Raw genomic sequence first — 26,590 nt, forward strand, 5'->3', positions numbered from 1 at the left:
ACACCACAAACTTATATGAATTGTAGGAACCCTTTATGTTCTTCAATGAATACTTCGGTAAGTATCGCGCCATTGTGATTTCGGTCGCGATGTTTATCTTTCTCGATTTGGGTGTACTCGGCCTTAACTTTTATATCTCTAGTCAAATTGCTGATGATGCGGTCAATGTGAACTTGGCCGGTCGTCAGCGAATGCTTTCACAAAAAGCAGCCAAAGCACTGCTGTCATATGAAAGTGCGTTAGAGCAAGGGCAATCTGGACAGCGGGCTTACGATGAGATGCAAGGCGCTGTGCAGTTATTCGATCAAACGCTGCTAGCTTTTTCTACCGGCGGTTTTACCAAAGACGCGACGGGCCGTGAGATCTTTTTGGAGGCGGTATCGACTGATAAAGCCGTTAGTGCGGTGAAGGATAGTCTTAAAATTTGGGAGCCGATCCGGAAAAGTTATGTCGGTTTAAGGAATGAAAACGTAGTAAACAATGCTGTACTGGCACCTTTAGTGAACTTGTCATCAGAAAATAATCTTAAGCTGCTTACCCTGATGAATGACTTAACGGTTGAATTGGAAACGGTCGCAAAACAAAAATCCGACACCCTACGATGGATACAAGCAAGTGCTATTACGCTGGCCATTGCTAACTTCTTTCTGATTCTATTCCACTTCATTGGCCAGCTTCGACAAAGTGATGCGCAAATAGAAGAAGCTCGTAAAGAAACCACAGAGATATTGGATACAGTGCATGAAGGTCTTCTGCTGCTAGATTCAGACCTAAATATCAGTAACCAATATTCAGAGTCGGTCAAAACTATTTTTGGAGAAGACGATATTGCAGGTATGTCATTCAGCAATCTACTGCATAAGATTGTTGTTGGCGATGAAATGACAACCACCCAGGAGTACATCAAACTCCTGCTTAATGAAAAAGTAAAAGAGAATTTGATTGTCTCGCTTAATCCACTGGCTGATGTTGAAATCAGCGTGTCTGATGATGCTGGGCAGTACAGCATTAAGCACCTTTCATTCCGGTTTAACCGTACCATCGAAAACGGTTATATCAGCCATATCCTCGTAACTGTATCGGACATCACTGAAACCGTGGTTTTACGTCAATCTCTAGAGTTATTACGTGATAATCAAGGGATGCAAATAAGCGCATTGCACAAGCTTGTCCATCTTGATAACGACACGATGAAGTTATTTCTGGACAGTGCAGAAAAAGAGCTGCATGCGATTAACGACCTAATGAAAAACGCAGGTGATAACAGCAACTTAGGCGCAGTTTTAGAAGAAAGCTTCCGCAAAATGCATAGAGTAAAAGGAGATGCAGGGGCGCTGGAGCTAGTACAGATCTCATCATCTGCGCATAAGTTTGAAGAGCGTTTAGAAAATCTGCGAGAAATAGCTCATCTGAAAGGGAGCGATTTTTTACCACTAACACTGATGCTGGACGATATGCTCAAGCTTATTTCAGAGTTGCACGAGATCGGTGACCTATTGCAGAGTCTCCGCGCGCAACAGCAAGGGAATATTATTGCCAGCGAAAACCAACCGACAGCCTTGCCGCTAGATGAAATCCAGATAACGCGTCTTGCACAACGTATAGCCCATGAATATAACAAAGAGATCGATATCAGCTTTGATTTGGAAGCCGCCAGTATTCTTTCACAAGAGCAAAGAATGTTAGTGCAAACCAGCGTGGTTCAATTGGTACGTAATGCGGTAGTTCATGGTGTAGAAACTACAGAAGAGCGCTCAATCACAGGTAAAACAGGTACCGGGAAAATACAGGTTTCGGCCTGCGAAGAGGAACACGGTTTACGTATCAGTGTTAAGGATGACGGTCATGGTCTCGATGTGGATAAGATTAGTAAACGCGCGCTCGACAAAGGCTTATACACAGCTGAGGAATTAGAAAGCTTTAGCCGTACTCGTTTGATGGGACTTATCTTTAAACCAGGATTTTCCACAGCCGAAGTTCAAAGTGAACATGCGGGGCGAGGTGTTGGGATGGACTTAGTGCGGGTTAATGTCAATCGGCTTGGCGGTAAAGTTCGCATAGGAAACCAGCTGAAACACTATTGTGAAATATCTTTTTTAATCCCTTCTGCACAGCTAACTACTGATCAACTTTCCACGGAGGTTGTATGAAACGATTACTCATCGTAGATGACTCCGCCATTATCCGCCGTCGAATCGAACGCGCTCATGGTCTAGAGCATTATGAAGTCATAGGTACCGCAAAAGATGGTAGAGAAGCGGTCAAAATGGCCCGTACTATGCAACCGGATATGATCACTATCGACCTGACTATGCCGACGATGGAAGGGACTGTTGCGATTCCTCTTATTGCAGAGATCTGTCCGGATGCTCGTATCTTAGTGGTCTCGGCTTTGGCTGATAAAGGCACAGCAATAGGTGCTTTAGCTAGCGGGGCACAAGGTTTTTTATGTAAGCCTTTCACCGACGAAGAACTGGCCGCAGCCCTAAAAGAACTAGATCAAGATTAAGGTATCACCTCGCAATGAACAAAACGTTTGAACAAGAAACGATCGAAGTGTTTATAAATAGTTTGGAGCGCTTCTATCAGCAAATTAACCTCGATGAAATCGAGATCGGCGTGCCTTATCTACTTGATTCTAATGAACCTATTGTTGAGGATTTTACCGGTATTATTGGTATTTCAGGTCAACGAAAAGGCTGCGTTTACTACACATGCCCACGTGCGATGTTGAGCTACATCTTAATCGCAATGGGAGAGAATGAGGTCTCTAATAATCATTTATGTGATCTAGCAGGTGAAATAGCGAATACCATAGCCGGTAATGCACGTAAATTCTTTGGGGCCGAGTTTTTAATCTCTGTGCCGGTAGTATTACAAGGCGAACCTGAAAAAATTAACCTCCCTCAAAATACCCGCTGCATCGTTATTCCTACCAAATGGAAGTTTTATGAATCTATTATTGTTGTCGCACTTGAATAGCTCGCTCAGAGTTCGAGGATATTTATTTTTTTGCTGCTTGATCCACTGAAATGGCTGCGTATAATACGCCAACACCTGATCGTAATTTATCGCGATACAGATATAGGACTATAGCTCAGTTGGTTAGAGCGCTACCTTGACATGGTAGAGGTCGGCAGTTCGAATCTGCCTAGTCCTACCAGACTTAAGAAACCACCTAAAGGTGGTTTTTTTGTGTCTGAAGGGCGGCAGATGAAAATCGAACGCAGAGAGATAACGTCGGAACTTGAGACGACGGCCCGCAGGGTGAGTTGCGTAACAACGAATAATCGCCGAAGGCATTCGAGCCTCGCGAAGCGAGACCACATCGGAGCCTGCGACGATAGTCCCGAAGGGGAAGGAGCGAAGCGACGTATAATCTGCCTAGTCCTACCAGAATTCTAAGGAGCCTGCACTTGTTGCGGGCTTTTTACATTTTAGGACCTACTACCTATATCGAGCTGAAAAATCAGTTGTTGCAACACTGTCTATAATGAGTGAGTCAGTGAATTAGAGATTCAGCGAGATAAAGCATGGGTTATAACCCGCATGGACATTACGAGTTATGGGTTGAAGGTACAACGGTATTTGCCAAAGTAAGCGGCTCATGGAATATGGAATGTGCGCAAGAGTTTGAAAAGGAATTTATGGCATTAGCGAAGCACTTCTCAGGTGGCTGGGGGCATATTGTTTGCCTAAATGACTGGGAGTTAGGAACCTTAGAGGTTTCGGAAGTCATTGAGCGGTTAGTCGAGTGGTGTATCGTAAATGGCCTTGAAAGAGCTGCGAATGTATATCAGCCTTCTGCTCTGAAACATGCTGTTATAAATAAGATGATTGTTTCTGAGCAGGATGGTTTTGTGCGTGCTGCTTTTGACAACCTACAAGATGCTGCTGACTGGCTGACCGAAGAGGGGTTTCCTACAGCTATAGCGTAAATTTTTATATTAATTTGTGCCTCTTTCTAAGAAAGATACTCAATCTTTATTATTCCGCACCGCCAAATAAAATCTGAATATTCCCGTATTTCCCCTGCCTTTATAACCACTAATTAAAGATCTGTATGTATTTGTAATCTTTTGTAACATTCTGCTTTTATTTGTAATGCTTTGTTTTGATTGGGGAAAACCCTAATACTTTAGGGGTGTTTTTTTACTAAAGTAGAATGCTCTAATATCGCTTACTGCGTTGCAGCAAATTATGGTGGCTCCACCTAGGTCAGGATGAACGTTTTCTGATCAATTTTTAACGCAGCAAGGTGGACAAAATGGCACTGATAAAAAGAAGTCATGGAGCTGAGCACCCGTATTGGGGGTTCGGGCCATTCAAAATTCGACTACCGCTAGTGCATTACCGTTTAGAGACCCCGGAGATTATTCAGGGCTTGGTGATGTTCGTTGTAGGTTTGGCAATGATTCCATTACTGGAGAAGTATTTGGGTATGCCGTATGAAGCTGCCCTTGCTTTCACGTTTATTGCTGGCCTAGGTTATATTCTTCCGGCCTTACTGGGTGTACCTCTGGTTCCGGGCTGGATTACGCCGGCGATTCCTGTCGTTATTCTTTACCTCAATGGTTTTGAACCTGGTCCTGAAGCGATCAAAGCGATGTTTGCTTTGCAGATTGAGGTGACACTGATATTCCTTATCTTAGGGGCTACAGGTTGGGGCTCTAAGTTGGTGAATGTCATTCCTAACTCTCTTAAAGCCGGGATTATCATTGGGGCGGGTATTGCTGCAATGATGGGCGAACTTAAGGTGGGTGGTCGAATTGATGCGACACCAGTTTCCCTTATCGTCGGTTCGATTATTTCTGCTTACGTGTTGTTCTCGCTATCGTTTAAAAACGTGATTGATTCCAATCCACTAGCTAAGAAGATAGCTAACTTTGGCATGGTGCCGGGTATGTTAATTGCGATGGTTGTGGGTTGGTCTGTGGGCGAATATCCACTGCCAGCAATTGAATGGGGCATCACTCAGCCTGATTTCGCTTTGATGGCTGAGTATTTAGTCTTTGCGGTTGGTTTCCCTGATTTGGATGTCTTCCTCTTGGCTATTCCGACTGCCATTATTGCTTACGTTATTGCTTTTGGTGACATCATTGTTGGTTTTACCTTGGTAGATCGTGTTGACCATATTCGTGACGATGAGAAGATCGAATCTAGCGTAGACCGCGTTCATTTAGTGACTGCGATCCGTAATGGTATTCACGCTTTCTTTGCACCGTGGCCGGGTTTGGCTGGTCCTTTATGGACAGCAGCACACGCGACGGTAGCTGAGCGTTACGCGATGGGCCGTAAAGCGATGGATTCTATCTACAGTGGCGGTGGCACGTTCTGGATCACGGGTTTGGTTGCGCTGTTTATCTTACCTCTAGTAACTCTGTTTAAGCCTGTTTTACCAATCGCGCTATCGCTGACCTTGGTGCTAACGGCTTATATCTGCATCATGGTTGGTATGGAGCAGTTGAAGAACCCTACTGAGCGTGGTGTTGCGGGTATTGTTGCGGTAACACTAGCGATGCCTGATCCAAAATCTACAGTGTATGCAGTAGGTATTGGCTTGATTTTGTACTTCTTGATTGAGCGTCCGAAACTGATGGGTAAGCACAATCCGGGGGATGAGGTCATATTTGCTGATGGCGATGATGTCCAGCCCAAACAAAAGGAAAAAGAGATAGCTTAAACCATATAGGTTTTAGAGCCCGATCAGTTGATCGGGCTTTTTGATTGTAAGCTCAAAGAGTCAGTGAGCAGTTAACCATTAAGCCACCTGTACTTGGTTTCTGCCTTGGTTCTTTGCTTTGTATAGTGCTTCGTCTGCGGCTTTTAATAAAGTGAAGATCTCTGTGCCATGGTGAGGATAAAAAGCAAGTCCTGCACTCGCGCTAAGTTTGATGGTTTGTGATTCTATATGGTAAGTATCATGAAGCGTTTCAACACTACGGTGGAGTGAAGATATGGCATCCTGCATTGTTTCTAGATCTTCTAAAACGACAACAAACTCATCTCCTCCTAAACGCGCAACAGTGTCCGAACTACGACAGGAGTGCATCAGCCTTTCCGCCATTAGTTTTAAAACCGAATCGCCAACATGGTGCCCGTAGGTGTCATTAACGGGTTTGAATTCATCCAAATCTACAATGGCTACACCGATTAATTGGTTATGGGCTTTTGCTTTTTCAATGGCTTCACCCAGTCGCTGTTCTAGTAGAGAACGGTTAGCTACTTGTGTGAGATGATCAACGCGGGATAAACGTAGGACCTCTTGTTCTGCTGCTTTTCTTTCTGTTATATCTGTAGCAACTAAACCGGTCGCAAATATGTTTCCTTCGGAATCGGTTATGGGGAATTTTATCGATAAATAGTCTCGAATTTGACCATCCACGGGTGCTTTCTCTTCTACGGTAATGACTTCCTGTTTCTCGATCACTTGTAAATCAGCTTGTCGAAAAGCCGTAGCAATATCTTCGGGGAATATTTCGTGATCGGTTTTACCGCAGAAACTATGCTTTTCTTGGTGGAATAAACGGGAATATTCTTGATTTACATAGAGGTAACGACCGTCTAAATCTTTAGCGGCAATAACGGCTGTGGCGTTATCTGCAAGCGCTTCAAAAAGATTTAGCCGTTGTTGTAGTTGATCTAATTCAGGTTTGTCCACGTGCTTCCCTTACTCTCTGAACCTTAGATAAGCCTAGTAGTTGTTTTTCTTGAATGAAAGCTAAAGATTTTTTATGAGTATAGTTGGCTTTCTATCCAGTTTGGATTGGGTAATACTGAGTAAAACCTTATTAGACCTAGGTGTATTGAGGGCGTCTTTCTTCTGTATTACATTGTAAGTCATGATGTTTGTTTCGGACGACGATATCTCAAATGCTTAGGTTAATTTTCGCAGCCACTTTCTTTCTTTACTGCTCTATTGGTTTAGCCGCAGAAAAAATAGTGATCGCTGCTGATCGCTGGTGTCCTTTTAACTGTGAAGCTAACGCGCCTTTACCCGGCTTTATGATCGAAGTGGCTACTGAAGTTTTTGCAGAGAAAGGTATAGAGGTTCAGTACAAAGAGATGAACTGGTCTCGTGCGATTCAGGAAGCGAAGAAAGGGCATATCAATGCAGTAGTCGGTGCCTTTAAAGGCGATGTGCCGGGGTTTGTTCTACCTGAGCAAGAGTTGGCAATTTTAGGTAATACCTTTTTTGTACATAAAGATTCGAATTGGCAGTATCAAGGGGTAGAATCGCTTCAAGGTCATCAGTTGGCGGCTATTAGTGGTTATGATTATGGCGATGAATTGCGGGACTATATTCAAAACAATTCCTCAGATAGCGTGACTATGTTGGGTAGCGAGCAACCTCTTCACAGGGGTATACAGATGCTTTCTTTAAAGCGGATTGATATGCTGGTCGAAGCCGAACCTGTTTTTTTGTACACCGCTAATCTATTAAATAAGGCTGATCATTTTAAAGTGGCAGGTAGTGCAAAGGAGTTTGAAAAGTCCTATATCGCTTTTTCGCCGATTTTAGATGACTCTCAGGGATATGCTCAGATTTTATCTGATGGAATAGATCGATTACGCAAGAGCGGTCAGCTACAGGAAATTCTTTCTAAATACGGTATGACGGATTGGCGGGAACAATAGTTAGATGCGCTTTGAAAGCGCTATTTGATGTGGCGAATGACTGTATAAGTTAGAAAAAGTTCCACCCTTCATGGGGTATTCACCTAAAAAACACCAGCGAAAATGATATTAAAATGACGAAAATTGTCATTTTTAATGGATTCCTCTGCGAACGCACCAGTTTCGAGCGTTAAACCCTGCAAACCTGAAAATTACAAAGAAAAATCCTGCCTTTATTTTCTTAAAATAGCCACCTTCGCAAATAATAACTCAGGTTTGTTACATTATTATGTTTCAGAAAAAACTAAGCGTAGCGGCTCTGGCATTTGGTGCAGTAGCTAGCGGCTCCAGCATCGCAGCTGAAGCGCAAAATGACGGTTTTAAAGTTGATTTAGGTTTACGTACTTTCTACATGAACCGTGATTTTGATCAGGGTATCCCAGACACTATTGCTGCGGGTCAAGCGTTCAAACTAGATGTTGCTTCTCCATACTTTGGTGGCTTCGTTGGTTTTGATGCAACTGTTACTGAAGTTGTAGCTTTAGAAGACGACAAGACTGTTAACACTTCTGACGTGTTGGCGACTGGCGGTAAAGGCTACACTGCGGTTGAGAATCTATACGTTAAACTGAAACCTCTGGATAATGTAAACATCCGTGCAGGTCGCATGGTAATGATGACGCCACTACTGAACGATCTTCAGTCTCGTCTTTCTGCACCAAGCACACAAGCTATTTACGGTGACATCGCTCTAGATAACCTGAGCCTATATGCATTCTACTCTGACGAAGCTTCTCGTAATACTGACGAAGGTTTCCAGAAGTATGAAGCGAACGGTGAAGACTACGACATCACATCTGTAGGTGGTACTTACAAATTCGCTAACGGTGCGAGCCTTGAAGTTCAGCACGCTGTTGCAGACGATTACAAGAAGCAGTCTTGGTTCAACGTAGCTTACCCAACTAAGATGGGTGAGTACGATGTAACACTAGACGCGCGTCACATGCGCGGTTCTGACGACGGTATCCTGCTGGCTGATTACGACAGCAACCTAACTAGCTTAACTGCTCGTTTCGCTAAAGGTGACTGGGCGTACACTGTGAACTACCAGACTGTTGGTGGTGATGATGGTTACAACATCAAGTGGGACGGCAGCGGCACTGAGCGTAATGACGACTCTCAGTACTTCACTTACGGTGCGGTTCAGCTACTAGACTTCGATGCTGATGATGAGCAATCTCTACAGTTCCGTGTAGATTACGATATGCCATCTCTTCCAGGTCTTCACCTAATGGCGCGTCACACTCAGTCTTGGGATGTTGACTACGCTGGTGGTACAGACGGTAAGCGTCACGAAACTAACTTCGACGCTAAATACACTGTACAAAGTGGTAAAGCTAAAGATCTAAGCGTACAACTTCGCGTATCTCACGTGAACGGTGACGTAATTCAGGGTATTGGTCGTGTAAACGATATCCGTTTGATCTTGGATTACCCAATCAATCTTCTTTAAGCATTTTCCCGCTTGAGAACGCAGGGGCCTTAGGGTCCCTGTTTTTATTTGTGCCTAATGCTTTCCGCAAGTCGTTTCAGCATTGATTAAACGCTCCAGTTCGCCATTGGCTTGGAGTTTATTTAACCCGTCATTTATATCTTTGATTAGCTGTTCCCAGTTAGCGTTTTGGCGACTCACCGCAAAATGAAGTGGGTTATAGCTCACTGCTGGCACCACTTCTTCCATGATCTCTTCAGCCTGTTGTTTAATCAATTGTGGAAGGTTAGAGGTTGCGACTGAATAGCGAAATACCTTAGGGTCTCCGATAATAAGATCCACTCGTTTAGCTAACAGCAGCTTAACCAGCTGCAGATCATCGTTTGCTGCAAGTACTTCAAATAGCCCATCATCCATCATCGCATCAAATTCTGGCGAGTTTTGATAACCCCTTACCACGCCTATTTTCATACCGCGAAGATGCTGTACATCCCCAAAATATAATTTAGGGTCGCTACGTCGCTTCATTAAAGAGATATTTCCACCAGGAAAAGGGTTGGATAGTGCGACTAGGCTTTTTCTAAATGTATTTTTGAAGTGATCTGAGGGGGCTGAATCTTCAATAAAATATTCAGGATATAGAATGTCAGCCCAACCGCTTTCTACGGTCATTACTGCGCGTGACCAAGGTAAAAACTTGATGGTGACTTTATAACCGCGACTGGTAAGTACGGCAATGGCTAAGTCGAACGCCCAGCCTTTACCGCAGGGTTCATCACTAATGTAAGGGGGCCAGTTTGTTGTGGAGATAACAACGGATTTATCCGCGAGAGGGTTAAAAACATAGCCTCCACCTTCAGCTATCTTTTGGCCTTTAAACTGTATCTGTTGTCCGTCAATCACGTATTTAACAACAGGAAGACCAGCAGCGAAGAGAGGATTAGATAAAAACAGGGCTATTAATAGACACGCACAGCGAACGATCATTTAACCATCTATTTTAAGGGGTTCCTTAAAAAGATAGTTAGGTAGATCTATATACACAAGAAACGCTAACTCGAGGTTAGCGTTTCTTTTTTGCGCTGCCTTGGCGGGCTTTGAAGCGCGGGTTTGATTTACAGATCACGTAAAGCTTGCCTCGACGCTTTACAACCTGACAATCAGGGTGACGGTTTTTAGCGGTTTTTAAAGAACTTAATACTTGCATGAGGTCACCTCATTAACTTAGCGAGCGTGTTTGCCGAAGCGCTTGTTGAACTGTGCGATACGGCCTTCAGATTTCGCCTGGCGTTTCTCACCGGTATAAACAGGGTGTGATGCACTGGAGATATCCAATGTGACAAGGGGATATGTATTGCCGTCTTCCCAAACAACAGTCTGAGATGATTTAACAGTTGAGCGGATACGAAAATCTTGACCACAGCTGGTGTCGCGGAAGATAACGTAGTCGTAATCAGGGTGAATACCTTTTTTCATTTTTGCCTATCTCTTAAATGTTATGACATAACATAATATATGATTGAGAATCATTTTCAATCTCATTTTTTTTAAATTATTGCTGAGTCCGCCTTGCGATGAATTAAATCTAATGTATAGTGATAGTAATTATCATTTAGATTTGGTTGTTTTTATGTCGCAAACAGCTCAGTTGGATTCGCCAATTAACGAATATCTGCAACATGTCCAGAAGCAGATACGTTTTGCAAAAGAACCGGACAATCCAAGTTTGATCAGTCATTACTTGGATATAGATACATGCCGGCAGAAGAGTGTGGAATCGCTGAAACAGCATTATGAACGTCAGTTCCGTCTATTGTTAGATACGGTGGCGGACGAACTAATACCCAGTCATTGGCGTTGTTGCTGCCTAGATAACATCAATAAGCCTCTTGGCCAATTGGCGCGGTTGTTTGCAAATAATCAAGATGGGCAGGCTTACCTATGCAAGCTTAAGTATGAGCTGAACATGACCTGCCATTACGTATTGTCAGGTCTAAGCCGTTAACCACAGTCAGGAAAATAAGGATAAATAAGATGAGTAAGACACGTATAGCTAAAGACAGTATGGGTGAGCTAGAAGTACCTGTTGATGCTTTGTATGCAGCCCAAACGCAGCGGGCTGTGAATAACTTTCCTGTGAGTGGTCAACCAATGCCAGAGGCATTTATTCGCGCTTTGTTACAAGCTAAAGCTGCGGCAGCAAAAGCGAATGTTACGCTAGATCAAATCCCAGAGAAGATGGGTAGCGCAATTGCGCAAGCGGTTGAGCAATTGCTAAATGAAGATGACCTGATGCGTCACTTCCCGGTAGATGTGTTCCAGACAGGTTCTGGTACAAGCTCCAATATGAATGCTAACGAAGTATTGGCTGCAATTGCGTCTGAAATTTATGGTGACACTGTAGGTGCAAACGATCACATCAACTGTGGTCAAAGTAGTAACGACATTATCCCATCCAGTATTCACATTAGTGCTGCAGTTGAACTATCGGAGCAGCTGTTACCGGCGTTGGAATATCTACAGAAAGCGATTGAAGATAAAGCTGCAGCCGTTGATGGTTTTGTGAAGACGGGGCGTACTCACCTGATGGATGCGATGCCGGTTCGGATGAGTCAACCACTTAACGGTTGGGCGACTCAAATTAAACAAAATATTCATCATCTAAAACAGATCCAGCCAACTTTGCAGAGCCTTGCGCAGGGCGGCACTGCCGTAGGTACGGGCATTAATGCACATCCTGAATTTGCTAAAAACTTTAATGCAGAACTAAGCCAGCTTACCGGTTTGGAATTTACGCCGGCAGATGATTTCTTTGCGCATATTGCCTCACAAGATGTCGCGGTTGCACTGTCTGGTCAACTGAAAGCGACAGCTGTCTCTGTGATGAAAATTGCCAATGACCTACGTTGGATGAACTCTGGCCCGCTAGCCGGTCTAGGTGAAATCGAATTGGAAGCGCTGCAACCTGGTTCTTCCATCATGCCGGGGAAAGTGAATCCCGTTATTCCTGAAGCGGCAGCAATGGTGTCTGCTCAGGTAATTGGTAACGACGCTGCTATTACCGTAGCAGGCCAGTCTGGCAACTTTGAGTTGAACGTTATGTTGCCTTTAGTGGCGAGTAATTTGCTCAATAGCATTAAGCTGCTAAGCAACGTAAGCCGTCTACTAGCGGATAAAGCAATTGCCAGTTTCAAGGTTAATGAAGATCAGCTCAATAATGCGCTTTCCCGTAATCCTATCTTGGTAACAGCCCTAAACCCAATTATTGGTTATATGAAAGCGGCTGAGATTGCTAAGCAAGCTTATAAAGAGGGACGACCTGTTGTTGAAGTCGCGGCAGAAAACACAGATCTATCAGTCGAAGAGTTACAGAAATTACTCGATCCAGCCAAGTTAACCCAAGGCGGTTTATAAACTTCACAGCCAAGCAGGGAGGCGGAGCATGGAGCAATGGGAAGAGTTGATGAAGGCCACAAATAAGGCCTATGAAACAAATTGTTATTACACCGCATTGGAGTTATGTCAGCGAGCGTTACGTCAAGCGGTGAGATGTTTTGAGGGTCAGCTCGACCCAGATTCCGACAAATTGCTCTCTGCTGTGATGGTTAGCCACTTTAATTTGGCTGATACCTACATCGCATTAGACCAAGTGGTTCAGGCTGCAGAAGTTTTTGAGGACGCCTCGATTTATCTAAAGGGATTGTTAGCAGAGCGGCATTTAGGAGAACTGCAAAAATGCGCTGTGCTAAGAGCAGGGAACTGCTTGCATATGGAATGGAATCGCTTCTTCCATAAATACCACGCCGAATTACCTCATGAGATGCAGCCTCGCTGTAATGGCTTGCATCTCCACTAATAAAATCAATGACAATCAAAGAAAGACCTAAGGAGATAAGTGCCATGCTTCACAAGATTTTGAGTGCAATGGATAACAAGTTAGCGTTTACGACTGCTAAAGCTCACTGTGATATCCCTTGTAAGATTTATGACCCTGCGACGGCACAAATTACGGCATTAACCGTTATTCGTATGGTCGATCTCATTACCGAACTAGATACGGGTGAGCCTCTAACCTTGGCTCAACAAGCACAATTAGCGCGTTTGGTTTCTGAAAAAGAAAAGCATGCACTACAAGTGAAAGAAGAAGTGCGAGTGATTTGGGGTGACTACTTTAAAGCCCCACAATTTGAACAGATTCCAGATGCTCATGATCAAGTACACGGTATTATGCTGCAGGCATCAAAAGTTAAACAAAACATCGATCGTGAAGCTGCAGTGGATCTTCTGAATCGCGTAAATACATTTGCAGCAGCCTTCTGGAAAACCAAGGGCGTAGAGACTTTTACGGCGACTTGTCCTTATCCGCCTGCAGAACAGGTTACTTATCCAAAATTAGGTTAAAACAGACTAGGTTATCGAATGCTAAACATCGTCAAAATCGTTGGAGATAGTATGTTTCCTACATTAAGCGCTGGAGACTTCGTTTGTGTATGGCGAAGATTAAAGCGTATCAATGTTGGCGATTTGGTTGTGTGTGATCATCCCGAATATAAAAGAATGATTAAACGGGTGGCAGCTATAGACCTAGACGGACGTTATTTGTTGGAAGGGGATAACCCGACGAGTTTATCTTCTGAGCAGATGGGCTGGATTAGCTTAGATAGTTTGTACGGCAAGGTGATCTTTAAAATAACAAAATAGCGACCACAGCTAGAGTAGAGACATGTCTGGCGAATATTGGGGATCATCTGATCCCCTTTTTTAATTAGTAGGCAGCTGTTACAGATAGCTCTACTAAAATTTCTGGGCGGGCCATACGCGCTTCAACACATGCACGTGCTGGTTTTTCTACGTCAGCAACCCATGCGTCCCATACAGCGTTCATTGCTGCGAAGTCTTTCATATCACGGATATAAATCGTTACAGAAAGGATCTGATTACGGCTGCTGCCAGCTTTAGCTAGTAGATCATCAACCTTGTCTAGGCATCGCTGTGTCTGTTCTGCAATGTCCCACTGTGCTTCGCCAGCAGTTTGACCGCATAGGTAAACGGTACCGTTATGCTTAACAATACGGCTCATGCGATCTGTAGATTCAATACGTTCAATACTCATTGTGTTCTCAAATATATTTCTTATGTACGCGGCGGGTAATGCCGGTAAATAGGGTGTAAGGGATAGTGTCGCTGCACTTGGCTATCTCAGTAGCAGGAAGGTTTTCTCCCCAAAGTTCCACATGGCTGCCAACATTAGCTGCTGGGATATCCGTCAGATCTACAGCCAGCATGTCCATCGAAACGCGACCAACAATCTGTGTTTTATGGCCATCTACTAAAACTGGTGTGCCACTTTTAGCATGGCGCGGATAACCATCGGCATAGCCGATCGCAACAGTACCGATCTTACTCGGGCGGCTGCATCTCCAGGTTTGGCTATAGCCAACGGGTTCGCCTACCTCAAGCTCACGAACGGCGATTACTTCAGAGCTAAGGGTCATCGCTGGTTGCAGTTGATCGGCAAGTGGTTGTGACTTAGCAAATGGTGTTGCGCCGTAGAGCATAATGCCGGGACGCTGCCAATCTCTGCGGGCATCTTCATGCGCGAGAGTTCCCGCAGAGTTAGCTAGGCTAACTGCGGCATCTAAAGTCGCGGCTACCGCATCAAAGCGTTGGATCTGCTCATGGGTGGCAGAAAGCTCAGGCTCGTCAGCAGATGAGAAGTGACTCATCAGCACTACATCTTTGACTTGATCTAGCTGAGATAACTTTTTAAAAGCGGCAGCATAATCTTCAGGTTTAACACCTAAACGGTGCATGCCACTATCCATTTTAAGCCAAGCGGTAATAGGTTTATCTATCGCTGCTTTAGCCAGAATTTCGATCTGTTCCACGCTATGAATAGCGCACCATAGCTCTTTATCTGAGATATAGTTCAGTTCATCGGCTGAGAAGAAGCCTTCTAATAGAAGGATTGGTTTGTTGATGCCAGCTTCGCGAAGCTCTACTGCTTCTTCGATACAAGCAACACCAAAACCATCGGCTTCATCTTCTAGGGCCTGTGCAACTTTAACTGCGCCGTGACCGTAGGCATCAGCCTTGATAATGGCTAATGCTCCCTGATCGGGGGCGGCAGATTTAGCTAAGCGATAGTTATGTCGAATAGCATCTAAGTTAATGGTTGCTGTGGCTGCTCTAGCCATACTCACTCCGGACTGTTGGTTCAGATAGTTTCGTTTGGTTGGTTTTATACAACCATAACAGCTTCAATTTCTATGTCAGCGTCTTTTGGTAACGCTTTTACTGCATAAGCTGCACGAGCAGGATAAGGGGCTTCAAAGTATTTCGCCATGATTTCATTAACTTGCGCGAAATATTCTAGGTCGGAAAGCAAAACAGTGATCTTTACGAAGTCGTTTAAGTTACCGCCAGCAGCCTCAGCAACAGCTTTAAGGTTTTCGAAAACTTGAACCGCTTGGCTTTCAAATGAATCAGTTACCATCTCCATTGTTGCTGGGTTCAACGGGATCTGGCCAGAGATATAAACAGTGTTGCCTGCTTTAACTGCTTGTGAATAAGTGCCAATCGCAGCAGGTGCTTTGTCTGTGGAGATAATAACTTTTTGCATGTTCGTTTCCTTTAAAGAAAAGAGCCTGTAATAAAAAAGGAGATACCGGACAGTGGGAGTCGCCGGTTCTCCGAAACTAGTAATAGGGGGATAAGTATTTAAGCGTAGCGCGCGAGCGATAGGCCTTCTTTATCAATATCTGGAGCGGTGTTGCTGATGATGTCAGACACGTATTTGCCAGAGCCTAGCGACATGGTCCAGCCCAGTGTGCCGTGACCAGTATTAAGGAATAGGTTCTCAAATTGAGTCTCACCTAAAATTGGTGTGCCGTCTGGCGTCATTGGACGTAAGCCCGTCCAGAACTCAGCACTTTCTGTACAGCCGCCGCCTGGGAATAGATCGTTAACAACGAACTCCACATTGGCTTTACGCTTCTCTTCCAGCTCTTTGTTGTAGGAAGCGATCTCCGCAGTACCGCCTACACGGATACGATCATCAAAACGCGTCACCGCAACTTTATAAGTTTCATCCATCACTGTGGATGTTGGTGCTTTACTTTCGTCAATGATCGGCAGCGTTAGTGAGTAACCTTTAATTGGGTATACAGGCACTTTTAGACCGATCTTAGAAAGCACAGGAGTAGAGTAGCTACCCAGTGCTACAAGATAAGAATCCGCTGTCATGGTGCCGCGAGAAGTGGAAACACTTACAACCTGATCGCCTTCAGTGTTTATATTCAGAATGTCGGTTTTCATGATGAACTCGACACCCATTTTTTTGCACTCATCAGCCAAGGCATTGGTGAACTTGAAGCAGTCGCCTGTTTCGTCGCCTGGTAGACGAAGCCCGCCTACGATCTTGTCTTTAACATTAGCTAGAGCAGGTTCATATTCGATACAGCCATCGCGATCTAAGCTTTGGAAATCTACGCCACTCTCTTCTAGAACAGAGATATCTTTCTGAGCGTCTTGCATCTGCTTATCCGTTCTAAACACTTGCAAGGTGCCTTGAGTACGCTGGTCGTAGTCTATATTTAACTCATTACGTAGATCGATAAAGCAATCGCGGCTGTATTCAGCCAAGCGAACCATACGGGCTTTATTGGTGTGGTAAGCGCTTTCTGTGCAGTTGGATAACATTTTGGTCATCCACGCGAGAGTTTGAGTATCAACATCGCGTCCGCTGATCATAAAGGGCGCTAAATCTTGCATTAGCCACTTAACGGCTTTTAGGGGAATGCCGGGTCCGGCCCAAGGAGCAGAGTAACCAGGAGATATCTGGCCAGCGTTGGCGTAGCTTGTTTCTAACGCGACATCGACCTGTCGATCGATTATAGTTACCTGATGGCCAGCCTTGGCTAAATACCAAGCGCTTGTAACGCCAACCACTCCTGCACCTAAAACCAGTACCTGCATAATGTGACCTCATTTTCGTATTTTTATGTTAATGAGAAAACACTAGTTTATTTGGTTTTTGCCAGTGTAAGGCGCTAAAGTTCGGCTATAATACAGAATAATAACCTGCATATTTTACTTTCATAGTGGATATTAATGCATGACAAATAGTAAGAAGCGTGCGCTAGATCGCTTAGATGTAAGCATTTTGCGTACTTTACAAAATGATGGGCGAATTAGTTACGTTGATCTAGCAGAGAAAGTTGGCTTAAGTTCGACTCCCTGTATAGAGCGTGTAAAGCGTTTGGAAAAAGAGGGTTATATAGAAGGATACTATGCCCGCTTAAATCCTCAGTTGCTTGATTACAATATGTTGGTATTTGTAGAAATATCACTTTCTTATCAAACACCTGATGCATTCCAGATGTTTAATAAGGCGGTTGAAGAACTGCCTTATATATTAGAGTGTCATCTAGTTTCGGGTGATGCAGACTACCTTTTGAAGGCGCGTATTAATGACATGTCCGAATACCGTGCTCTTTTAGGGGATATGCTTTTAACTCTGCCAGGAGTTAAGAACTCTAAAAGTTATATAGTGATGGAAGAGGTGCGTGAAACGCTTGAGCTGCCTATTAAGTTCAATGTTAATCGCTAACGCTTAACTTCTCTTCAGTATCTATAGAAGGTGCAATATCAGGGTTCTGATTTGCGCCTTTTTTTATGCTCCTATCATCAATTTTCTGGCCTGATTAGTCCCCTGTATTCACATAGTAGTGTTTTTTGCTGCATAAATGCATTTATCCAGTTTTTATCACTGTATAAATTTTTAATTCAAAGCCATTTTCTGGCTTCTTTGGAATATCGTAGTGCGCAGTTCTATTCGTAGCAAAGAGGCGGGGGCTGCTGGGCTACTTACCCTTGGCAGGATAAGGTTGTTTGATATTTAGTCAGATGTGTAAGCATTTTCTCTGTATCAAAGATCCAGGCGAGCACACTAACCCCGTCTCGCTGCGAAAAGAATAAGAGCAGATTGCTGTGTTTAAGGTGTTGATAAGACCTTTAGGCTTAACACCTTAAGGAATGAGCTATCTAAAAATTAAAAATAACTGAGCAGTTATTTTCCCTCGTAGAAAAAAACAATATAGAGGAATCATAATGGAAGCATTGACCGGATTTATAAGTACGGTTAACGGCATCGTTTGGGGTCCAATGATGCTGGTACTAATTTTAGGTGTAGGTTTGTTCCTACAGCTAGGTTTGAGACTAATGCCAATTTTAAAATTGGGCACTGGTTTTAAATTAATGTGGAGCGGCCGAAATACGGCTGAATCCGAAAAAGGCTCTGGTGAAATCTCACCTTTCCAAGCCTTGATGACAGCAATGTCTGCAACGGTAGGTACAGGTAATATTGCCGGTGTTGCTACGGCTGTATTCCTCGGTGGTCCAGGTGCTCTGTTCTGGATGTGGTGTACTGCGCTAGTAGGTATGGCGACTAAGTTCTCTGAAGCTGTATTGGCGGTGAAATATCGTGAGGTTGATGAGAATGGCAACCACGTTGGTGGTCCAATGTACTACATCAAAAATGGCCTAGGTAAAAAATGGGCTTGGATGGGTACGACTTTCGCGGTTTTCGGTATGATCGCAGGCTTCGGTATTGGTAACACAGTTCAATCAAACTCTGTTGCTGATGTTCTAGAAGCAAACTTCCAGATGCCAGCATGGGTTACAGGTGTAATCTTGATGGTGCTTACTGCAGCTGTATTGTTGGGTGGTATTAAGCGTATCGGTGCGGTAGCAGGTGCTTTGGTGCCTTTGATGGCAATTAGCTACCTTGTTGCAGGCCTAGTTGTTCTTACAATTAACGTTGATGCAATCCCTGCTGCTCTAGACCTTATTTTTACTTATGCATTTACTGAACATGCTGCTGAAGGTGGTTTTGCCGGTGCTGCTGTTTGGGCTGCGATCCAGTTCGGTGTGGCACGTGGTGTATTCTCTAACGAAGCAGGTCTTGGTTCTGCTCCGATTGCTCACGCAGCATCTCAAACTAATGATCCAGTTCGTCAGGGTCTAATCGCAATGCTAGGTACATTCCTAGATACAATCATCATCTGTTCTATCACTGGCTTGGTTATCATCACTTCTGGTGTCTGGACTGACGGTGTATCAGGCGCAGCTCTAACATCTGCCGCTTTCGCAGATGCGCTACCAGGTGTGGGTAACTACATTGTTGCTATCTCTCTAGCGATCTTTGCTTTCACAACGATCCTAGGTTGGAGTGTTTATGGTGAGCGTTGTGCAGAATACCTATTTGGTGTGAAAGTAATTATGCCTTTCCGTATCCTTTGGATCATCGCAGTGCCTGTAGGTACGTTGATTAGCTTGGATTTCGTATGGCTACTAGCGGATACACTAAACGCAATGATGGCTATTCCAAACTTGATTGCTCTGGCGCTATTGAGCCCAGTTGTATTCAAGTTGACTCGCGAATACTTTGAGGCTCAAGTGGCTTCATCGTTAGAAACAAAATAAGTCAGGCTCTTTATTTTGTGACTAAAAAGACCGGGCATTGCCCGGTCTTTTGCTTTATAGGGTTTGGCTTTTGCTTTGCAGCCGTATACTGTGTTGGTAGTTCTATGTAGTAAGTGAGGCCAAGATGGAAAAGAAAGACGGCAAAACCATATATAAAATTATAAAAGCCTCTGGATTAGATGATACCAAGCCTCAAACTGAGGTTGCAGATGATACCCAAGTGATCGAAATAGATTTAGAAGAGGTGTTTTTGTACGGGAATCTGGACTTTGTAGATATGCCGCAAGAACTGCGCGATGCCCTGTATTCGCAAATGGTTTCCAGTGGCATGCTGACGGTGCACTAACTTGGATATAACTGATCTTAGAAATAAAAAAGGGCCATCATGAGATGGCCCTAATTGTTTAAGCTGTTTTCTTATCCGCCGAACGGATATAGCATTTCTTCTTCCTCGTCGTCTTCATCTTCATCGTTAATCCAACGAAGCGCTTCGAGCAGTTGGGTCATTCGATAGTGGCGCATCTCGCCTTGAGTAAGCAGATCGCCCACTTTGGTCATCCACTCGGTCCATTTAGGATCACCAACGATCGCGATACGGTAAAAATCGCTTGCGTGTTTCGTGCCGAATTTTAGATCTTCCCATAATGCACCGGCTTCAAAACCTGAAAAATCTGGAGCAAAAGTAACTAGCAGACGAACTTCAGGATGCGTGTTCTTTACATGCTCAAACAGTGGCAGGAATGTTTCGGTGTAATCGCTTGCTGTCAGAGTGTCATTCGCTTGCAGGACGATGATGTCGCCTGTTGTTTCAGGAAGTACATAGAGCATGGAAGATGCCTTATCCGGATCAAAAAAACGGATTATAAAGGCAAATAGGGCTAGAAGGTAACTCCAAGCCCTATTGTGATTATAGTGTCGAAATCATCTTCCTGAAGGTCGTAGGGAAGTTCTAGCAGGGTATGCAAGGTTAAGTTTTTAGAAAGAGGGTGATCGTAGCCGATAATGGGGAGCACCTCTTCGAATTCAAAATCTTTAACCGAATTATCATTGCTATAAAGACGCATAGTAGGCGCTTCTAACTCTAAGTTGAGTTTTCCTTCGCCTAGGCTTTGGCTCCATTTAAGTGTGGGTTCAATCTCGATCTCATAGATATCAAAATCACCGTCGAGGTAGTAATCGATCTCAAGTTCAAATCCTGCCTTTAAGCCATTGCCCAACGTGATGTAGTACATGGGAGTAAGTTCGGCGCTATTGGTATCGCTGTCTATAGTGCGATCAAATTCATGCACTAGTTTAATAATGCTGCTTTCATCTAGCTGCCAGGTGTATTCAACCTGCCAAGTTAGATTTTGACCATTATCAATCCCGTTTCTAGGTACGTAAATGTACTCAAGATAAGTCCCAAAATTGCCTTCGCTGTATTGCAGAAAGGGTTTGTAGGCGTAGTGTCCACTTTGGGCTTCTGGCTGGTACTCGGTAGAAAAACTGGCGTACCAGTCGGCTTTTGTCTGTACGGAAAAGCCGATTAGTAGGGCAATTACTGCAATGAGAACGGAGGATTTAAGCGCAAACATAATATGGAGCCCTCTTTAATACTTGGAGTTGTTATCTTTAGTTCCGAAAAGAAGGTGCTTAAACCCAGTGTAGTTGGGATTTATATATTTACGTTATTCATGACCACTGGAATAGAACTCAATTGCAAATAAGGGGTATGGCGGGTAGAGTTGTGCGCTTATTAGGTCGTACATTTGTACAGGCTGAAATTGATGCCCAAATGAGGTCATGGGTAGCAATTTTGATAGCCCGGGAAGTTGGTGAGCTTATGAGCCAGGATTCAATAGCGATCCCAACACTGCCCCCGCAACGGTAAATTGGTTATATCAGCTTTTATGCCACTGTATCTAGGATATGGGAAGGTAAGTTGATTGAAGGTATATCCCTTCGCTGATGAGTCCGGATACCAGCCTAATAGTTGTTTACCGTGGTGTTGCGGAGGGCTTCACCGAGTAATTGTTTGGTTTGTCTAAACATACTTATCCTCCCAACTCCGACAATATTTCATGTTGGAGATTTTTTGTGCTTAAAAAAATTGCGTTTTCAGTAGCAGCAGGCGCTGCGCTCTATTCTTCTATTGCATCAGCTCACTTCCAAATGGTTTATACGCCAGAATTACTGCGTGAGCGTGGTGGTCAGATCAACCTCAAAATGCCATTTACCCACCCTGCGGAAAGTGGTCATGTGATGAAGGTTGAAGCGCCTGAACAGTTCTATGTAATCAAAAAAGGTAAGAAGACAGAGTTACTCGACTCTGTTAAACCATCTCAGTGGACCAGCGCTGATAACACTGGTACGTCTTTCGAAGCTGATGTGAAGCTACGCGGTCTAGGTGACTACGTATTTGTTCACAAAATGGCACCTTATTTTGAAGAATCTGAAGATATCTATATTCAGCAGATCACTAAATCTATTGTTAACGTGGGTAGCTTGCCAACAGATTGGAATGAAGATTTTGGTTTGAAAGCTGAGATCGTTCCTTTGACTAAGCCTTACGCTATTTACGAAGGTGGAACGTTTACCGGTGTTGTGAAAAGCGAAGGTAAGCCAGTTCCATTTGCTGAGATTGAAGTGGAATACGTAAACTATGAGCCTGATATGAAAGCTAACGCTTTCGCAAAAGAGGCTAATATGGAAGCGCCTGCCGATGCTTTCATCACTATGACGATCTTTGCTGACGCGAACGGTACCTTTACTTTTGGTATCCCTAAAGCCGGTCAGTGGGGCTTTTGTGCATTGGGTGTAGGTTCTGACAAAGAACATAAAGGTAAAGAACTTTCCCAAGATGCAGTAATTTGGGTTCAGGCTCACCCAGTTAAATAATTTAGGTACACCAAGATGCACATTGTAGATGGCGCTTTGTCGGGTTCGGTATTAGCAACGGGTGCTGCTTTGACAGTTGCTGGGGTAGCCTTAGGTTTGAAGAAGATGGATTATGATCATCTTCCTCAAGTAGGTGTACTCTCAGCCGCCTTTTTTATCGCTTCTTATATACACTTGCCTATTGGTTTCTCCAGTGTGCATCTTATCCTGAATGGATTGATCGGCTTAGCGCTAGGTTGGGCCGCTTTTCCAGCGCTTTTAGTTGCCCTGTTTCTACAGGCGGTGTTCTTTGGTTTTGGTGGGTTCCTTGTTTTGGGCGTAAATGCGGTCAATATCGCGCTGCCTGCGGTGTTGGTGTATTACCTCTGCCGACATGGAATTGGTTCGCCGTCACCTAAAGTGGCAGCAACGTGGGGCGCTATCGGTGGCGCAGGTTCGATTGTGATAACCACGATTATGGTGGCATTTTCGTTAATGCTTTCGGGCGAGGCTTTCTTGCTCGCAGCTAAAGCGACCTTTGTTGCGCATATTCCGGTCATGATCGTAGAGGGCTTTGTCACTGCGGCAGCTGTGTTGCTGATTCGTAAGGTGAAGCCTGAAGTCTTTGGTCTCGATGAGGAACGCGCTTATGGCTAAGTTATTAGCGCCACTTGTATTCCTATTTGCCCTGATTTCTTCAGGTGCACATGCCCATAATGTTGTCGGTGGTGTTTACGCTATTGGTAACACGATAGAAGGTGAAGTTGGCTTTTCTAATGGTGATATGGCTCAAGAGGGTACGGAAATTATCGTATCTGATGCGGCTGGTAATGAACTCGGTAAGACTGTAACTGACGCTGATGGCTTGTTTGTATTTTCGGCTCAGCAACGAATTGATCACCATTTCTTTGCCAACCTGAGTGCGGGTCATGTGCTTGAAATCTCCCTACCAGCTGATGAACTGCCAGATAGTTTACCCGGCGGTAATGTCGCAATGAGTGCTTCGGGCAATAGTGGTGAAATTCCACAGTTTAATGGTGATCAAGCAGCGTTGCAGGCGTTGATCGAAAAAGCGGTAGCAAAACAGGTTAAACCATTGCGTCAGGAATTGGCTGCCTATAAAGAGAAAGCGGGTCTTCAAGATGTGATTGGTGGTATCGGTTATATCTTTGGACTTTGTGGTTTAGGCATCTGGTGGCGTCAACGTCAGAAAGAGAAGCAGCAGGAAAAGGAACATGCCTCAGTTTCTTGAGCATAGCGGCACCTCATGGAAGGGGCAGAAGGTTAAACACGATCAATCGATAATTGATCGTCTTGATCCACGCATGCGCGTTATCTTAGTGACACTGTTTGCGTTTGCGACAGTGCTTTCACACAACTTCTTTGTCTTAACCACAGCTGTTGTCACTGGCTTTATGTTGGCGGTACTCGCTCAGTTAAATGTTAAACGTACCCTTCGCCGTGTGATCGCGATGGATATGTTTATGATCTTCTTGATCATCTTACTGCCTTTTACCACCCCCGGAGAAACCTGGTTCACCTTGTTTGGCTTATCAGCAAGTAAAGAGGGTTTTTTTCATGCCCTTATGATTCTATTGAAGGCACATGCTGTGGTATTGGCATTGCTTGCATTGGTAGGAACGATAAGTGCTACCACGCTAGGTCATGCATTAGCGCACCTTCGAGTCCCCGATAAACTTGTACACCTCATGCTGTTCACGGTGCGTTATCTTGAAGTGATCGGACAAGAGTACAAAAGGATGCGTAGAGCCATGCAGGCCCGCGCCTTTGTGCTTCGTACCGATATGCATACCTGGCGTTCGATTGGTTACCTAATTGGCATGTTGCTCGTACATTCATTAGAACGCTCCGAGCGGATTATGGATGCAATGAAGTGCCGTGGTTACAAAGGCCAGTTTTACCTGTTTGATGATATGCGCTTGGGTAGTGAAGATTACCGCTTCTTAGCGGTGTTTGTGCCTTTCCTTTGCATTTTGACCGGATTGAATTTCTTATGAGTGAGCAAAACGCACTAATTAAAGTAACCGGTTTAAGTTATCGCTATCCACGTCGTGGAGTGGTGTTAGATAACGTCGATTTTGCCCTTCATGCAGGGGAGCGAGTGGCATTAACCGGCCCTAACGGTGCGGGTAAAACTACCTTATTGCATCTATTGGTGGGCTTGAAGAAAGCCAAAGCCGGTGAAATCTGGGCCTTTGGCGAAACCCGTTGCGAAGAAAAGCAATTCATCGATGTACGTGCGCGTGCTGGCTTCTTATTTCAAGATCCGGATGATCAGTTGTTCTGCCCAACGGTTTTGGAAGATGTCGCGTTCGGTCCGCTAAACCTTGGCAAAAGCCGTGAAGAAGCACTAAGGATAGCCAGTGACACTTTAGCTTCGTTAGGTATGGAAGGCTTTGAAGAGCGTATTACTCACCAGCTGTCTGGCGGTGAAAAACGCATGATAACACTGGCTTCGGTATTAGCCATGGAGCCCGAAGTGCTGTTGCTGGATGAGCCGAGTAATGCCTTAGATACGGAAGCGCGTCAAAGGCTGATTGATACGCTGCTTGACTTACCGCAAGCAATGATCATCATCTCCCATGATTCAGATTTTATTGCCCAATTGGCCACTCGTGAAGTGCGATTAAAAGATGCAAAACTTAATGCTGTAACTGTTGCTGAGCCGCAGTTGGAAAGCGCTTAATGGAAATTTTTCAGCCCCTTTGTAATCCTGCGTTTCGTTGGCTTTTTCTTGGCCAATTAGTTTCGCTGGTGGGTACAGGGCTGACTACGGTTGCTTTGGCGCTGTTGGCGTTTGATCTAAATCCTAGAGATGCTGGCTGGGTCTTAGGTGTAGCCCTAGCAATCAAAATGGTCGCTTATCTTTGTGTGGCGCCCGTTGTGGGTGGTTATGCCAGTAAGCTACCACGAAAGAGATGGTTGGCTGGGCTGAATATTGGTCGAGCAGCGCTGGTGGTGTTAATGCCGTTCTGTCAGGAAGCGTGGCAGCTGTTTGTGTTGATGTTTCTGCTTAATGCGATGGCCGCAGGTTACACCCCGGTCTATCAGGCGTTATTGCCCGATGTATTGCCCGATGAAAAAGAATATACCCGAGCGCTATCTTTATCGCGTTTAGCGATGGAGATGGAGAGCTTATTGAGCCCAGCATTAGCGGCTTTCTTATTAGTGTTTACTAGCTATGCCTTGTTGTTCGAGTTGAATGCTGTTGGTTTTGTTATCGCAGCGTTGTTTCTTTTACTCGCGGTTGTTCCAGCAAATACTGTGAGTGATCGTAGTGGTGGGGTGTGGAAAAAGGTTAGCTTTGGGGTTCGTAGTTATCTGAAAACGCCGCGCTTACAGGCGGTGCTGTTACTCAATCTAGCGCTCTCCGCAGCAGGTGCAATGATCATTGTGAACACGGTTGTTTATGTGCGAGCAGTGTTGGGTTTATCCGAAGAGCAGGTTCCACTATTAATGTTAGCTGCGGGCGTAGGCTCAATGATAGCAGCGTTTATCTTGCCTAAACTGCTTGAGAGTGTGCATGATCGCCCGGTTATGTTTATCGGTGCTGGATTGTTGGTTATGGCTCTGTTAGTAGGGTTAAGTGGTCCAGGGTATTGGGGGTTATTCCCAATCTGGTTTGTGATCGGTGTTGGTACAAGTTTGATCCTTATTCCAACCGGGCGAGTAGTCAGAAACTCCTGCCAAGAAAGTGATCGAAACGATTATTTCTCAGCGAATTTTGCTCTGACTCATGGTATGTGGTTGTTAGGTTATCTGCTTGCTGGATGGCTAGGTAGCCGATTGGGTATGGACGGTGCTTTTCTTGGTTTAGCTGCGCTGGCCGCAGTAGCGTTGATTGCGGCAATGATAGTATGGAAAACAGATGATCAGCATGACTTATGGCATGAGCATCCAGAGATGGATCATCTTCATCCACATGTACATGATGAACATCATCAGCACGAACACGAAGGATGGGAGGGGCCGGAACCACATGTGCATCCCCATTATCATCCGAAGCAGAAGCATAAACATAAATATGTAATAGATGAACATCATGCCCACTGGCCTAAGCAATAATCAGATGTGAGTGGCTAGCAGCTAGTTGCTAGATATAGAAACGTTTAATAGGTA

At 44.5% G+C, this 26,590-nt stretch carries 31 protein-coding genes, 1 tRNA gene and 1 riboswitch; of the genes, 22 read left to right on the forward strand and 10 right to left on the reverse strand.

The features are described from left to right. Window positions 1–35 precede the first annotated feature (35 nt). The 6 genes from ACMXYV_RS04630 to ACMXYV_RS04655 all read left to right on the forward strand — a co-directional run bounded on the left by ACMXYV_RS04630 (window position 36) and on the right by ACMXYV_RS04655 (window position 5,683). Window positions 36–2,150 (forward strand): ATP-binding protein, encoded by a 2,115-nt coding sequence (locus ACMXYV_RS04630; RefSeq protein WP_415890599.1) that lies wholly within the window; start codon window positions 36–38, stop codon window positions 2,148–2,150. Then, a complete protein-coding gene (locus ACMXYV_RS04635) occupies window positions 2,147–2,509 on the forward strand; it encodes a response regulator (RefSeq protein WP_415890600.1) in 363 nt (120 codons plus the stop codon). Before ACMXYV_RS04630 ends, ACMXYV_RS04635 begins: the two co-directional genes overlap by 4 nt. Window positions 2,510–2,523: 14 nt before the next feature. Next, window positions 2,524–2,982, forward strand: a complete 459-nt coding sequence (locus ACMXYV_RS04640) for a chemotaxis protein CheX (RefSeq protein WP_415890601.1) — start codon at window positions 2,524–2,526, stop codon at window positions 2,980–2,982. Window positions 2,983–3,086: 104 nt separating this feature from the next. After that, window positions 3,087–3,163 (forward strand) — tRNA-Val (locus tag ACMXYV_RS04645). A 370-nt stretch (window positions 3,164–3,533) separates the two neighbouring features. Then, a complete protein-coding gene (locus ACMXYV_RS04650; protein ID WP_415890602.1) occupies window positions 3,534–3,938 on the forward strand; it encodes a hypothetical protein in 405 nt (134 codons plus the stop codon). Between the two features lie 329 nt (window positions 3,939–4,267). After that, on the forward strand, window positions 4,268–5,683 hold the full coding sequence (locus tag ACMXYV_RS04655) for a xanthine/uracil/vitamin C permease (RefSeq protein ID WP_415890603.1): 1,416 nt from the start codon (window positions 4,268–4,270) through the stop codon (window positions 5,681–5,683). Between the two features lie 78 nt (window positions 5,684–5,761). Here ACMXYV_RS04655 and ACMXYV_RS04660 read toward each other — a convergent pair whose 3' ends face one another. Further along, window positions 5,762–6,661 (reverse strand): diguanylate cyclase domain-containing protein, encoded by a 900-nt coding sequence (locus ACMXYV_RS04660; protein WP_415890604.1) that lies wholly within the window; start codon window positions 6,659–6,661, stop codon window positions 5,762–5,764. 212 nt (window positions 6,662–6,873) lie between these two features. On the opposite strand from ACMXYV_RS04660, the gene ACMXYV_RS04665 reads away from it, so the two are divergent. Together ACMXYV_RS04665 and ACMXYV_RS04670 are read left to right on the forward strand one after the other, a co-directional pair. Next, entirely contained in the window at window positions 6,874–7,638 is a 765-nt protein-coding gene (locus ACMXYV_RS04665) for a substrate-binding periplasmic protein (protein WP_415890605.1), read from the forward strand. A gap of 268 nt (window positions 7,639–7,906) precedes the next feature. Continuing rightward, entirely contained in the window at window positions 7,907–9,130 is a 1,224-nt protein-coding gene (locus tag ACMXYV_RS04670) for an OprD family outer membrane porin (protein WP_415890606.1), read from the forward strand. Between the two features lie 54 nt (window positions 9,131–9,184). On the opposite strand, the gene ACMXYV_RS04675 is transcribed toward ACMXYV_RS04670, so the two are convergent. The 3 genes from ACMXYV_RS04675 to ACMXYV_RS04685 form a co-directional block, all read right to left on the reverse strand. Then, a complete protein-coding gene (locus tag ACMXYV_RS04675) occupies window positions 9,185–10,096 on the reverse strand; it encodes a substrate-binding periplasmic protein (protein WP_415890607.1) in 912 nt (303 codons plus the stop codon). A gap of 76 nt (window positions 10,097–10,172) precedes the next feature. Beyond that, a complete protein-coding gene (gene ykgO, locus ACMXYV_RS04680; protein WP_415885360.1) occupies window positions 10,173–10,316 on the reverse strand; it encodes a type B 50S ribosomal protein L36 in 144 nt (47 codons plus the stop codon). A gap of 17 nt (window positions 10,317–10,333) precedes the next feature. Next, window positions 10,334–10,585, reverse strand: a complete 252-nt coding sequence (locus ACMXYV_RS04685) for a type B 50S ribosomal protein L31 (protein ID WP_415890608.1) — start codon at window positions 10,583–10,585, stop codon at window positions 10,334–10,336. 154 nt (window positions 10,586–10,739) lie between these two features. On the opposite strand from ACMXYV_RS04685, the gene ACMXYV_RS04690 reads away from it, so the two are divergent. The 5 genes from ACMXYV_RS04690 to ACMXYV_RS04710 are packed head-to-tail and all read left to right on the forward strand — an operon-like array spanning window position 10,740 to window position 13,810. Beyond that, a complete protein-coding gene (locus ACMXYV_RS04690; RefSeq protein WP_415890609.1) occupies window positions 10,740–11,114 on the forward strand; it encodes a hypothetical protein in 375 nt (124 codons plus the stop codon). A 29-nt stretch (window positions 11,115–11,143) separates the two neighbouring features. Next, window positions 11,144–12,523 (forward strand): class II fumarate hydratase, encoded by a 1,380-nt coding sequence (locus ACMXYV_RS04695; protein WP_415890610.1) that lies wholly within the window; start codon window positions 11,144–11,146, stop codon window positions 12,521–12,523. Window positions 12,524–12,551: 28 nt separating this feature from the next. Then, window positions 12,552–12,965, forward strand: a complete 414-nt coding sequence (locus ACMXYV_RS04700) for a hypothetical protein (RefSeq protein ID WP_415890611.1) — start codon at window positions 12,552–12,554, stop codon at window positions 12,963–12,965. Between the two features lie 44 nt (window positions 12,966–13,009). Next, window positions 13,010–13,510: a superoxide dismutase, Ni gene (gene sodN, locus ACMXYV_RS04705; RefSeq protein WP_415890612.1), complete on the forward strand. Its 501-nt coding sequence runs from the start codon at window positions 13,010–13,012 to the stop codon at window positions 13,508–13,510. 51 nt (window positions 13,511–13,561) lie between these two features. Continuing rightward, window positions 13,562–13,810 carry a S24/S26 family peptidase gene (locus ACMXYV_RS04710; protein ID WP_415890613.1) on the forward strand — a complete coding sequence of 83 codons (249 nt, stop codon included), beginning with the start codon at window positions 13,562–13,564 and terminating at the stop codon, window positions 13,808–13,810. Window positions 13,811–13,874: 64 nt separating this feature from the next. Here the strand turns inward: ACMXYV_RS04710 and ACMXYV_RS04715 are convergent, their stop codons facing one another. The 4 genes from ACMXYV_RS04715 to ACMXYV_RS04730 all read right to left on the reverse strand — a co-directional run bounded on the left by ACMXYV_RS04715 (window position 13,875) and on the right by ACMXYV_RS04730 (window position 17,086). Then, window positions 13,875–14,222: a RidA family protein gene (locus ACMXYV_RS04715; RefSeq protein WP_415890614.1), complete on the reverse strand. Its 348-nt coding sequence runs from the start codon at window positions 14,220–14,222 to the stop codon at window positions 13,875–13,877. Window positions 14,223–14,229: 7 nt separating this feature from the next. After that, the gene (alr, locus tag ACMXYV_RS04720; RefSeq protein ID WP_415890615.1) at window positions 14,230–15,306 is read right to left on the reverse strand and encodes an alanine racemase; all 1,077 of its coding nucleotides are present in this window, start codon (window positions 15,304–15,306) and stop codon (window positions 14,230–14,232) included. 44 nt (window positions 15,307–15,350) lie between these two features. After that, complete coding sequence (locus tag ACMXYV_RS04725; RefSeq protein ID WP_415890616.1) at window positions 15,351–15,731, reverse strand: Rid family detoxifying hydrolase; 381 nt, start codon at window positions 15,729–15,731, stop codon at window positions 15,351–15,353. 98 nt (window positions 15,732–15,829) lie between these two features. Continuing rightward, on the reverse strand, window positions 15,830–17,086 hold the full coding sequence (locus ACMXYV_RS04730; protein ID WP_415890617.1) for a D-amino acid dehydrogenase: 1,257 nt from the start codon (window positions 17,084–17,086) through the stop codon (window positions 15,830–15,832). Between the two features lie 139 nt (window positions 17,087–17,225). Between ACMXYV_RS04730 and ACMXYV_RS04735 the strand changes: the two genes are divergently transcribed. The 3 genes from ACMXYV_RS04735 to ACMXYV_RS04745 all read left to right on the forward strand — a co-directional run bounded on the left by ACMXYV_RS04735 (window position 17,226) and on the right by ACMXYV_RS04745 (window position 19,940). Then, window positions 17,226–17,720 (forward strand): Lrp/AsnC ligand binding domain-containing protein, encoded by a 495-nt coding sequence (locus ACMXYV_RS04735; RefSeq protein ID WP_415890618.1) that lies wholly within the window; start codon window positions 17,226–17,228, stop codon window positions 17,718–17,720. A 500-nt stretch (window positions 17,721–18,220) separates the two neighbouring features. Next, window positions 18,221–19,594 carry an alanine/glycine:cation symporter family protein gene (locus ACMXYV_RS04740; RefSeq protein ID WP_415890619.1) on the forward strand — a complete coding sequence of 458 codons (1,374 nt, stop codon included), beginning with the start codon at window positions 18,221–18,223 and terminating at the stop codon, window positions 19,592–19,594. Window positions 19,595–19,718: 124 nt separating this feature from the next. Continuing rightward, complete coding sequence (locus ACMXYV_RS04745; protein WP_415890620.1) at window positions 19,719–19,940, forward strand: hypothetical protein; 222 nt, start codon at window positions 19,719–19,721, stop codon at window positions 19,938–19,940. A 71-nt stretch (window positions 19,941–20,011) separates the two neighbouring features. Here ACMXYV_RS04745 and ACMXYV_RS04750 read toward each other — a convergent pair whose 3' ends face one another. Beyond that, window positions 20,012–20,422 (reverse strand): STAS/SEC14 domain-containing protein, encoded by a 411-nt coding sequence (locus ACMXYV_RS04750; RefSeq protein WP_415890621.1) that lies wholly within the window; start codon window positions 20,420–20,422, stop codon window positions 20,012–20,014. A 50-nt stretch (window positions 20,423–20,472) separates the two neighbouring features. Then, complete coding sequence (locus ACMXYV_RS04755) at window positions 20,473–21,168, reverse strand: hypothetical protein (RefSeq protein WP_415890622.1); 696 nt, start codon at window positions 21,166–21,168, stop codon at window positions 20,473–20,475. Window positions 21,169–21,354: 186 nt separating this feature from the next. Beyond that, window positions 21,355–21,578: riboswitch (cobalamin riboswitch) on the forward strand. Window positions 21,579–21,670: 92 nt separating this feature from the next. Here ACMXYV_RS04755 and ACMXYV_RS04760 point away from each other — a divergent pair. Genes ACMXYV_RS04760 through ACMXYV_RS04785 form a run of 6 tightly spaced genes read left to right on the forward strand, consistent with a single transcriptional unit; the run spans window position 21,671 to window position 26,536 of the window. Beyond that, the gene (locus tag ACMXYV_RS04760; protein WP_415890623.1) at window positions 21,671–22,471 is read left to right on the forward strand and encodes a DUF4198 domain-containing protein; all 801 of its coding nucleotides are present in this window, start codon (window positions 21,671–21,673) and stop codon (window positions 22,469–22,471) included. Window positions 22,472–22,486: 15 nt separating this feature from the next. After that, the gene (cbiM, locus tag ACMXYV_RS04765) at window positions 22,487–23,107 is read left to right on the forward strand and encodes a cobalt transporter CbiM (protein ID WP_415890624.1); all 621 of its coding nucleotides are present in this window, start codon (window positions 22,487–22,489) and stop codon (window positions 23,105–23,107) included. Then, window positions 23,100–23,702 carry a hypothetical protein gene (locus tag ACMXYV_RS04770; protein ID WP_415890625.1) on the forward strand — a complete coding sequence of 201 codons (603 nt, stop codon included), beginning with the start codon at window positions 23,100–23,102 and terminating at the stop codon, window positions 23,700–23,702. The genes cbiM and ACMXYV_RS04770 overlap by 8 nt, the downstream gene beginning before the upstream one ends. Beyond that, window positions 23,686–24,468 (forward strand): cobalt ECF transporter T component CbiQ, encoded by a 783-nt coding sequence (gene cbiQ / locus ACMXYV_RS04775; RefSeq protein WP_415890626.1) that lies wholly within the window; start codon window positions 23,686–23,688, stop codon window positions 24,466–24,468. Before ACMXYV_RS04770 ends, cbiQ begins: the two co-directional genes overlap by 17 nt. Then, window positions 24,465–25,157, forward strand: coding sequence for an energy-coupling factor ABC transporter ATP-binding protein (locus ACMXYV_RS04780; RefSeq protein ID WP_415890627.1), 693 nt, complete (start codon window positions 24,465–24,467; stop codon window positions 25,155–25,157). The genes cbiQ and ACMXYV_RS04780 overlap by 4 nt, the downstream gene beginning before the upstream one ends. Continuing rightward, on the forward strand, window positions 25,157–26,536 hold the full coding sequence (locus tag ACMXYV_RS04785; protein ID WP_415890628.1) for an MFS transporter: 1,380 nt from the start codon (window positions 25,157–25,159) through the stop codon (window positions 26,534–26,536). The genes ACMXYV_RS04780 and ACMXYV_RS04785 overlap by 1 nt, the downstream gene beginning before the upstream one ends. The last annotated feature ends 54 nt before the right edge of the window (window positions 26,537–26,590 follow it).

This window comes from Neptuniibacter sp. SY11_33 (assembly GCF_047778025.1).
Classification (GTDB): Bacteria; Pseudomonadota; Gammaproteobacteria; order Pseudomonadales; family Balneatricaceae; genus Neptuniibacter.

Coding starts and splice junctions, on each gene's coding strand:
- ACMXYV_RS04655 (WP_415890603.1), top strand. CDS start 4,268: ATGGCACTGATAAAAAGAAGTCATGGAGCTGAGCACCCGTATTGGGGG.
- ACMXYV_RS04685 (WP_415890608.1), bottom strand. CDS start 10,585: ATGAAAAAAGGTATTCACCCTGATTACGACTACGTTATCTTCCGCGAC.
- ACMXYV_RS04710 (WP_415890613.1), top strand. CDS start 13,562: ATGTTTCCTACATTAAGCGCTGGAGACTTCGTTTGTGTATGGCGAAGA.
- sodN (WP_415890612.1), top strand. CDS start 13,010: ATGCTTCACAAGATTTTGAGTGCAATGGATAACAAGTTAGCGTTTACG.
- ACMXYV_RS04725 (WP_415890616.1), bottom strand. CDS start 15,731: ATGCAAAAAGTTATTATCTCCACAGACAAAGCACCTGCTGCGATTGGC.
- cbiQ (WP_415890626.1), top strand. CDS start 23,686: ATGCCTCAGTTTCTTGAGCATAGCGGCACCTCATGGAAGGGGCAGAAG.
- cbiM (WP_415890624.1), top strand. CDS start 22,487: ATGCACATTGTAGATGGCGCTTTGTCGGGTTCGGTATTAGCAACGGGT.
- ACMXYV_RS04670 (WP_415890606.1), top strand. CDS start 7,907: ATGTTTCAGAAAAAACTAAGCGTAGCGGCTCTGGCATTTGGTGCAGTA.
- ACMXYV_RS04690 (WP_415890609.1), top strand. CDS start 10,740: ATGTCGCAAACAGCTCAGTTGGATTCGCCAATTAACGAATATCTGCAA.
- ACMXYV_RS04650 (WP_415890602.1), top strand. CDS start 3,534: ATGGGTTATAACCCGCATGGACATTACGAGTTATGGGTTGAAGGTACA.
- ACMXYV_RS04630 (WP_415890599.1), top strand. CDS start 36: ATGTTCTTCAATGAATACTTCGGTAAGTATCGCGCCATTGTGATTTCG.
- ACMXYV_RS04730 (WP_415890617.1), bottom strand. CDS start 17,086: ATGCAGGTACTGGTTTTAGGTGCAGGAGTGGTTGGCGTTACAAGCGCT.
- ACMXYV_RS04740 (WP_415890619.1), top strand. CDS start 18,221: ATGGAAGCATTGACCGGATTTATAAGTACGGTTAACGGCATCGTTTGG.
- ACMXYV_RS04770 (WP_415890625.1), top strand. CDS start 23,100: ATGGCTAAGTTATTAGCGCCACTTGTATTCCTATTTGCCCTGATTTCT.
- ACMXYV_RS04715 (WP_415890614.1), bottom strand. CDS start 14,222: ATGAGTATTGAACGTATTGAATCTACAGATCGCATGAGCCGTATTGTT.
- ACMXYV_RS04665 (WP_415890605.1), top strand. CDS start 6,874: ATGCTTAGGTTAATTTTCGCAGCCACTTTCTTTCTTTACTGCTCTATT.
- ACMXYV_RS04745 (WP_415890620.1), top strand. CDS start 19,719: ATGGAAAAGAAAGACGGCAAAACCATATATAAAATTATAAAAGCCTCT.
- ACMXYV_RS04700 (WP_415890611.1), top strand. CDS start 12,552: ATGGAGCAATGGGAAGAGTTGATGAAGGCCACAAATAAGGCCTATGAA.
- ACMXYV_RS04695 (WP_415890610.1), top strand. CDS start 11,144: ATGAGTAAGACACGTATAGCTAAAGACAGTATGGGTGAGCTAGAAGTA.
- ACMXYV_RS04635 (WP_415890600.1), top strand. CDS start 2,147: ATGAAACGATTACTCATCGTAGATGACTCCGCCATTATCCGCCGTCGA.
- ACMXYV_RS04780 (WP_415890627.1), top strand. CDS start 24,465: ATGAGTGAGCAAAACGCACTAATTAAAGTAACCGGTTTAAGTTATCGC.
- alr (WP_415890615.1), bottom strand. CDS start 15,306: ATGGCTAGAGCAGCCACAGCAACCATTAACTTAGATGCTATTCGACAT.
- ykgO (WP_415885360.1), bottom strand. CDS start 10,316: ATGCAAGTATTAAGTTCTTTAAAAACCGCTAAAAACCGTCACCCTGAT.
- ACMXYV_RS04675 (WP_415890607.1), bottom strand. CDS start 10,096: ATGATCGTTCGCTGTGCGTGTCTATTAATAGCCCTGTTTTTATCTAAT.
- ACMXYV_RS04735 (WP_415890618.1), top strand. CDS start 17,226: ATGACAAATAGTAAGAAGCGTGCGCTAGATCGCTTAGATGTAAGCATT.
- ACMXYV_RS04785 (WP_415890628.1), top strand. CDS start 25,157: ATGGAAATTTTTCAGCCCCTTTGTAATCCTGCGTTTCGTTGGCTTTTT.
- ACMXYV_RS04755 (WP_415890622.1), bottom strand. CDS start 21,168: ATGTTTGCGCTTAAATCCTCCGTTCTCATTGCAGTAATTGCCCTACTA.
- ACMXYV_RS04640 (WP_415890601.1), top strand. CDS start 2,524: ATGAACAAAACGTTTGAACAAGAAACGATCGAAGTGTTTATAAATAGT.
- ACMXYV_RS04750 (WP_415890621.1), bottom strand. CDS start 20,422: ATGCTCTATGTACTTCCTGAAACAACAGGCGACATCATCGTCCTGCAA.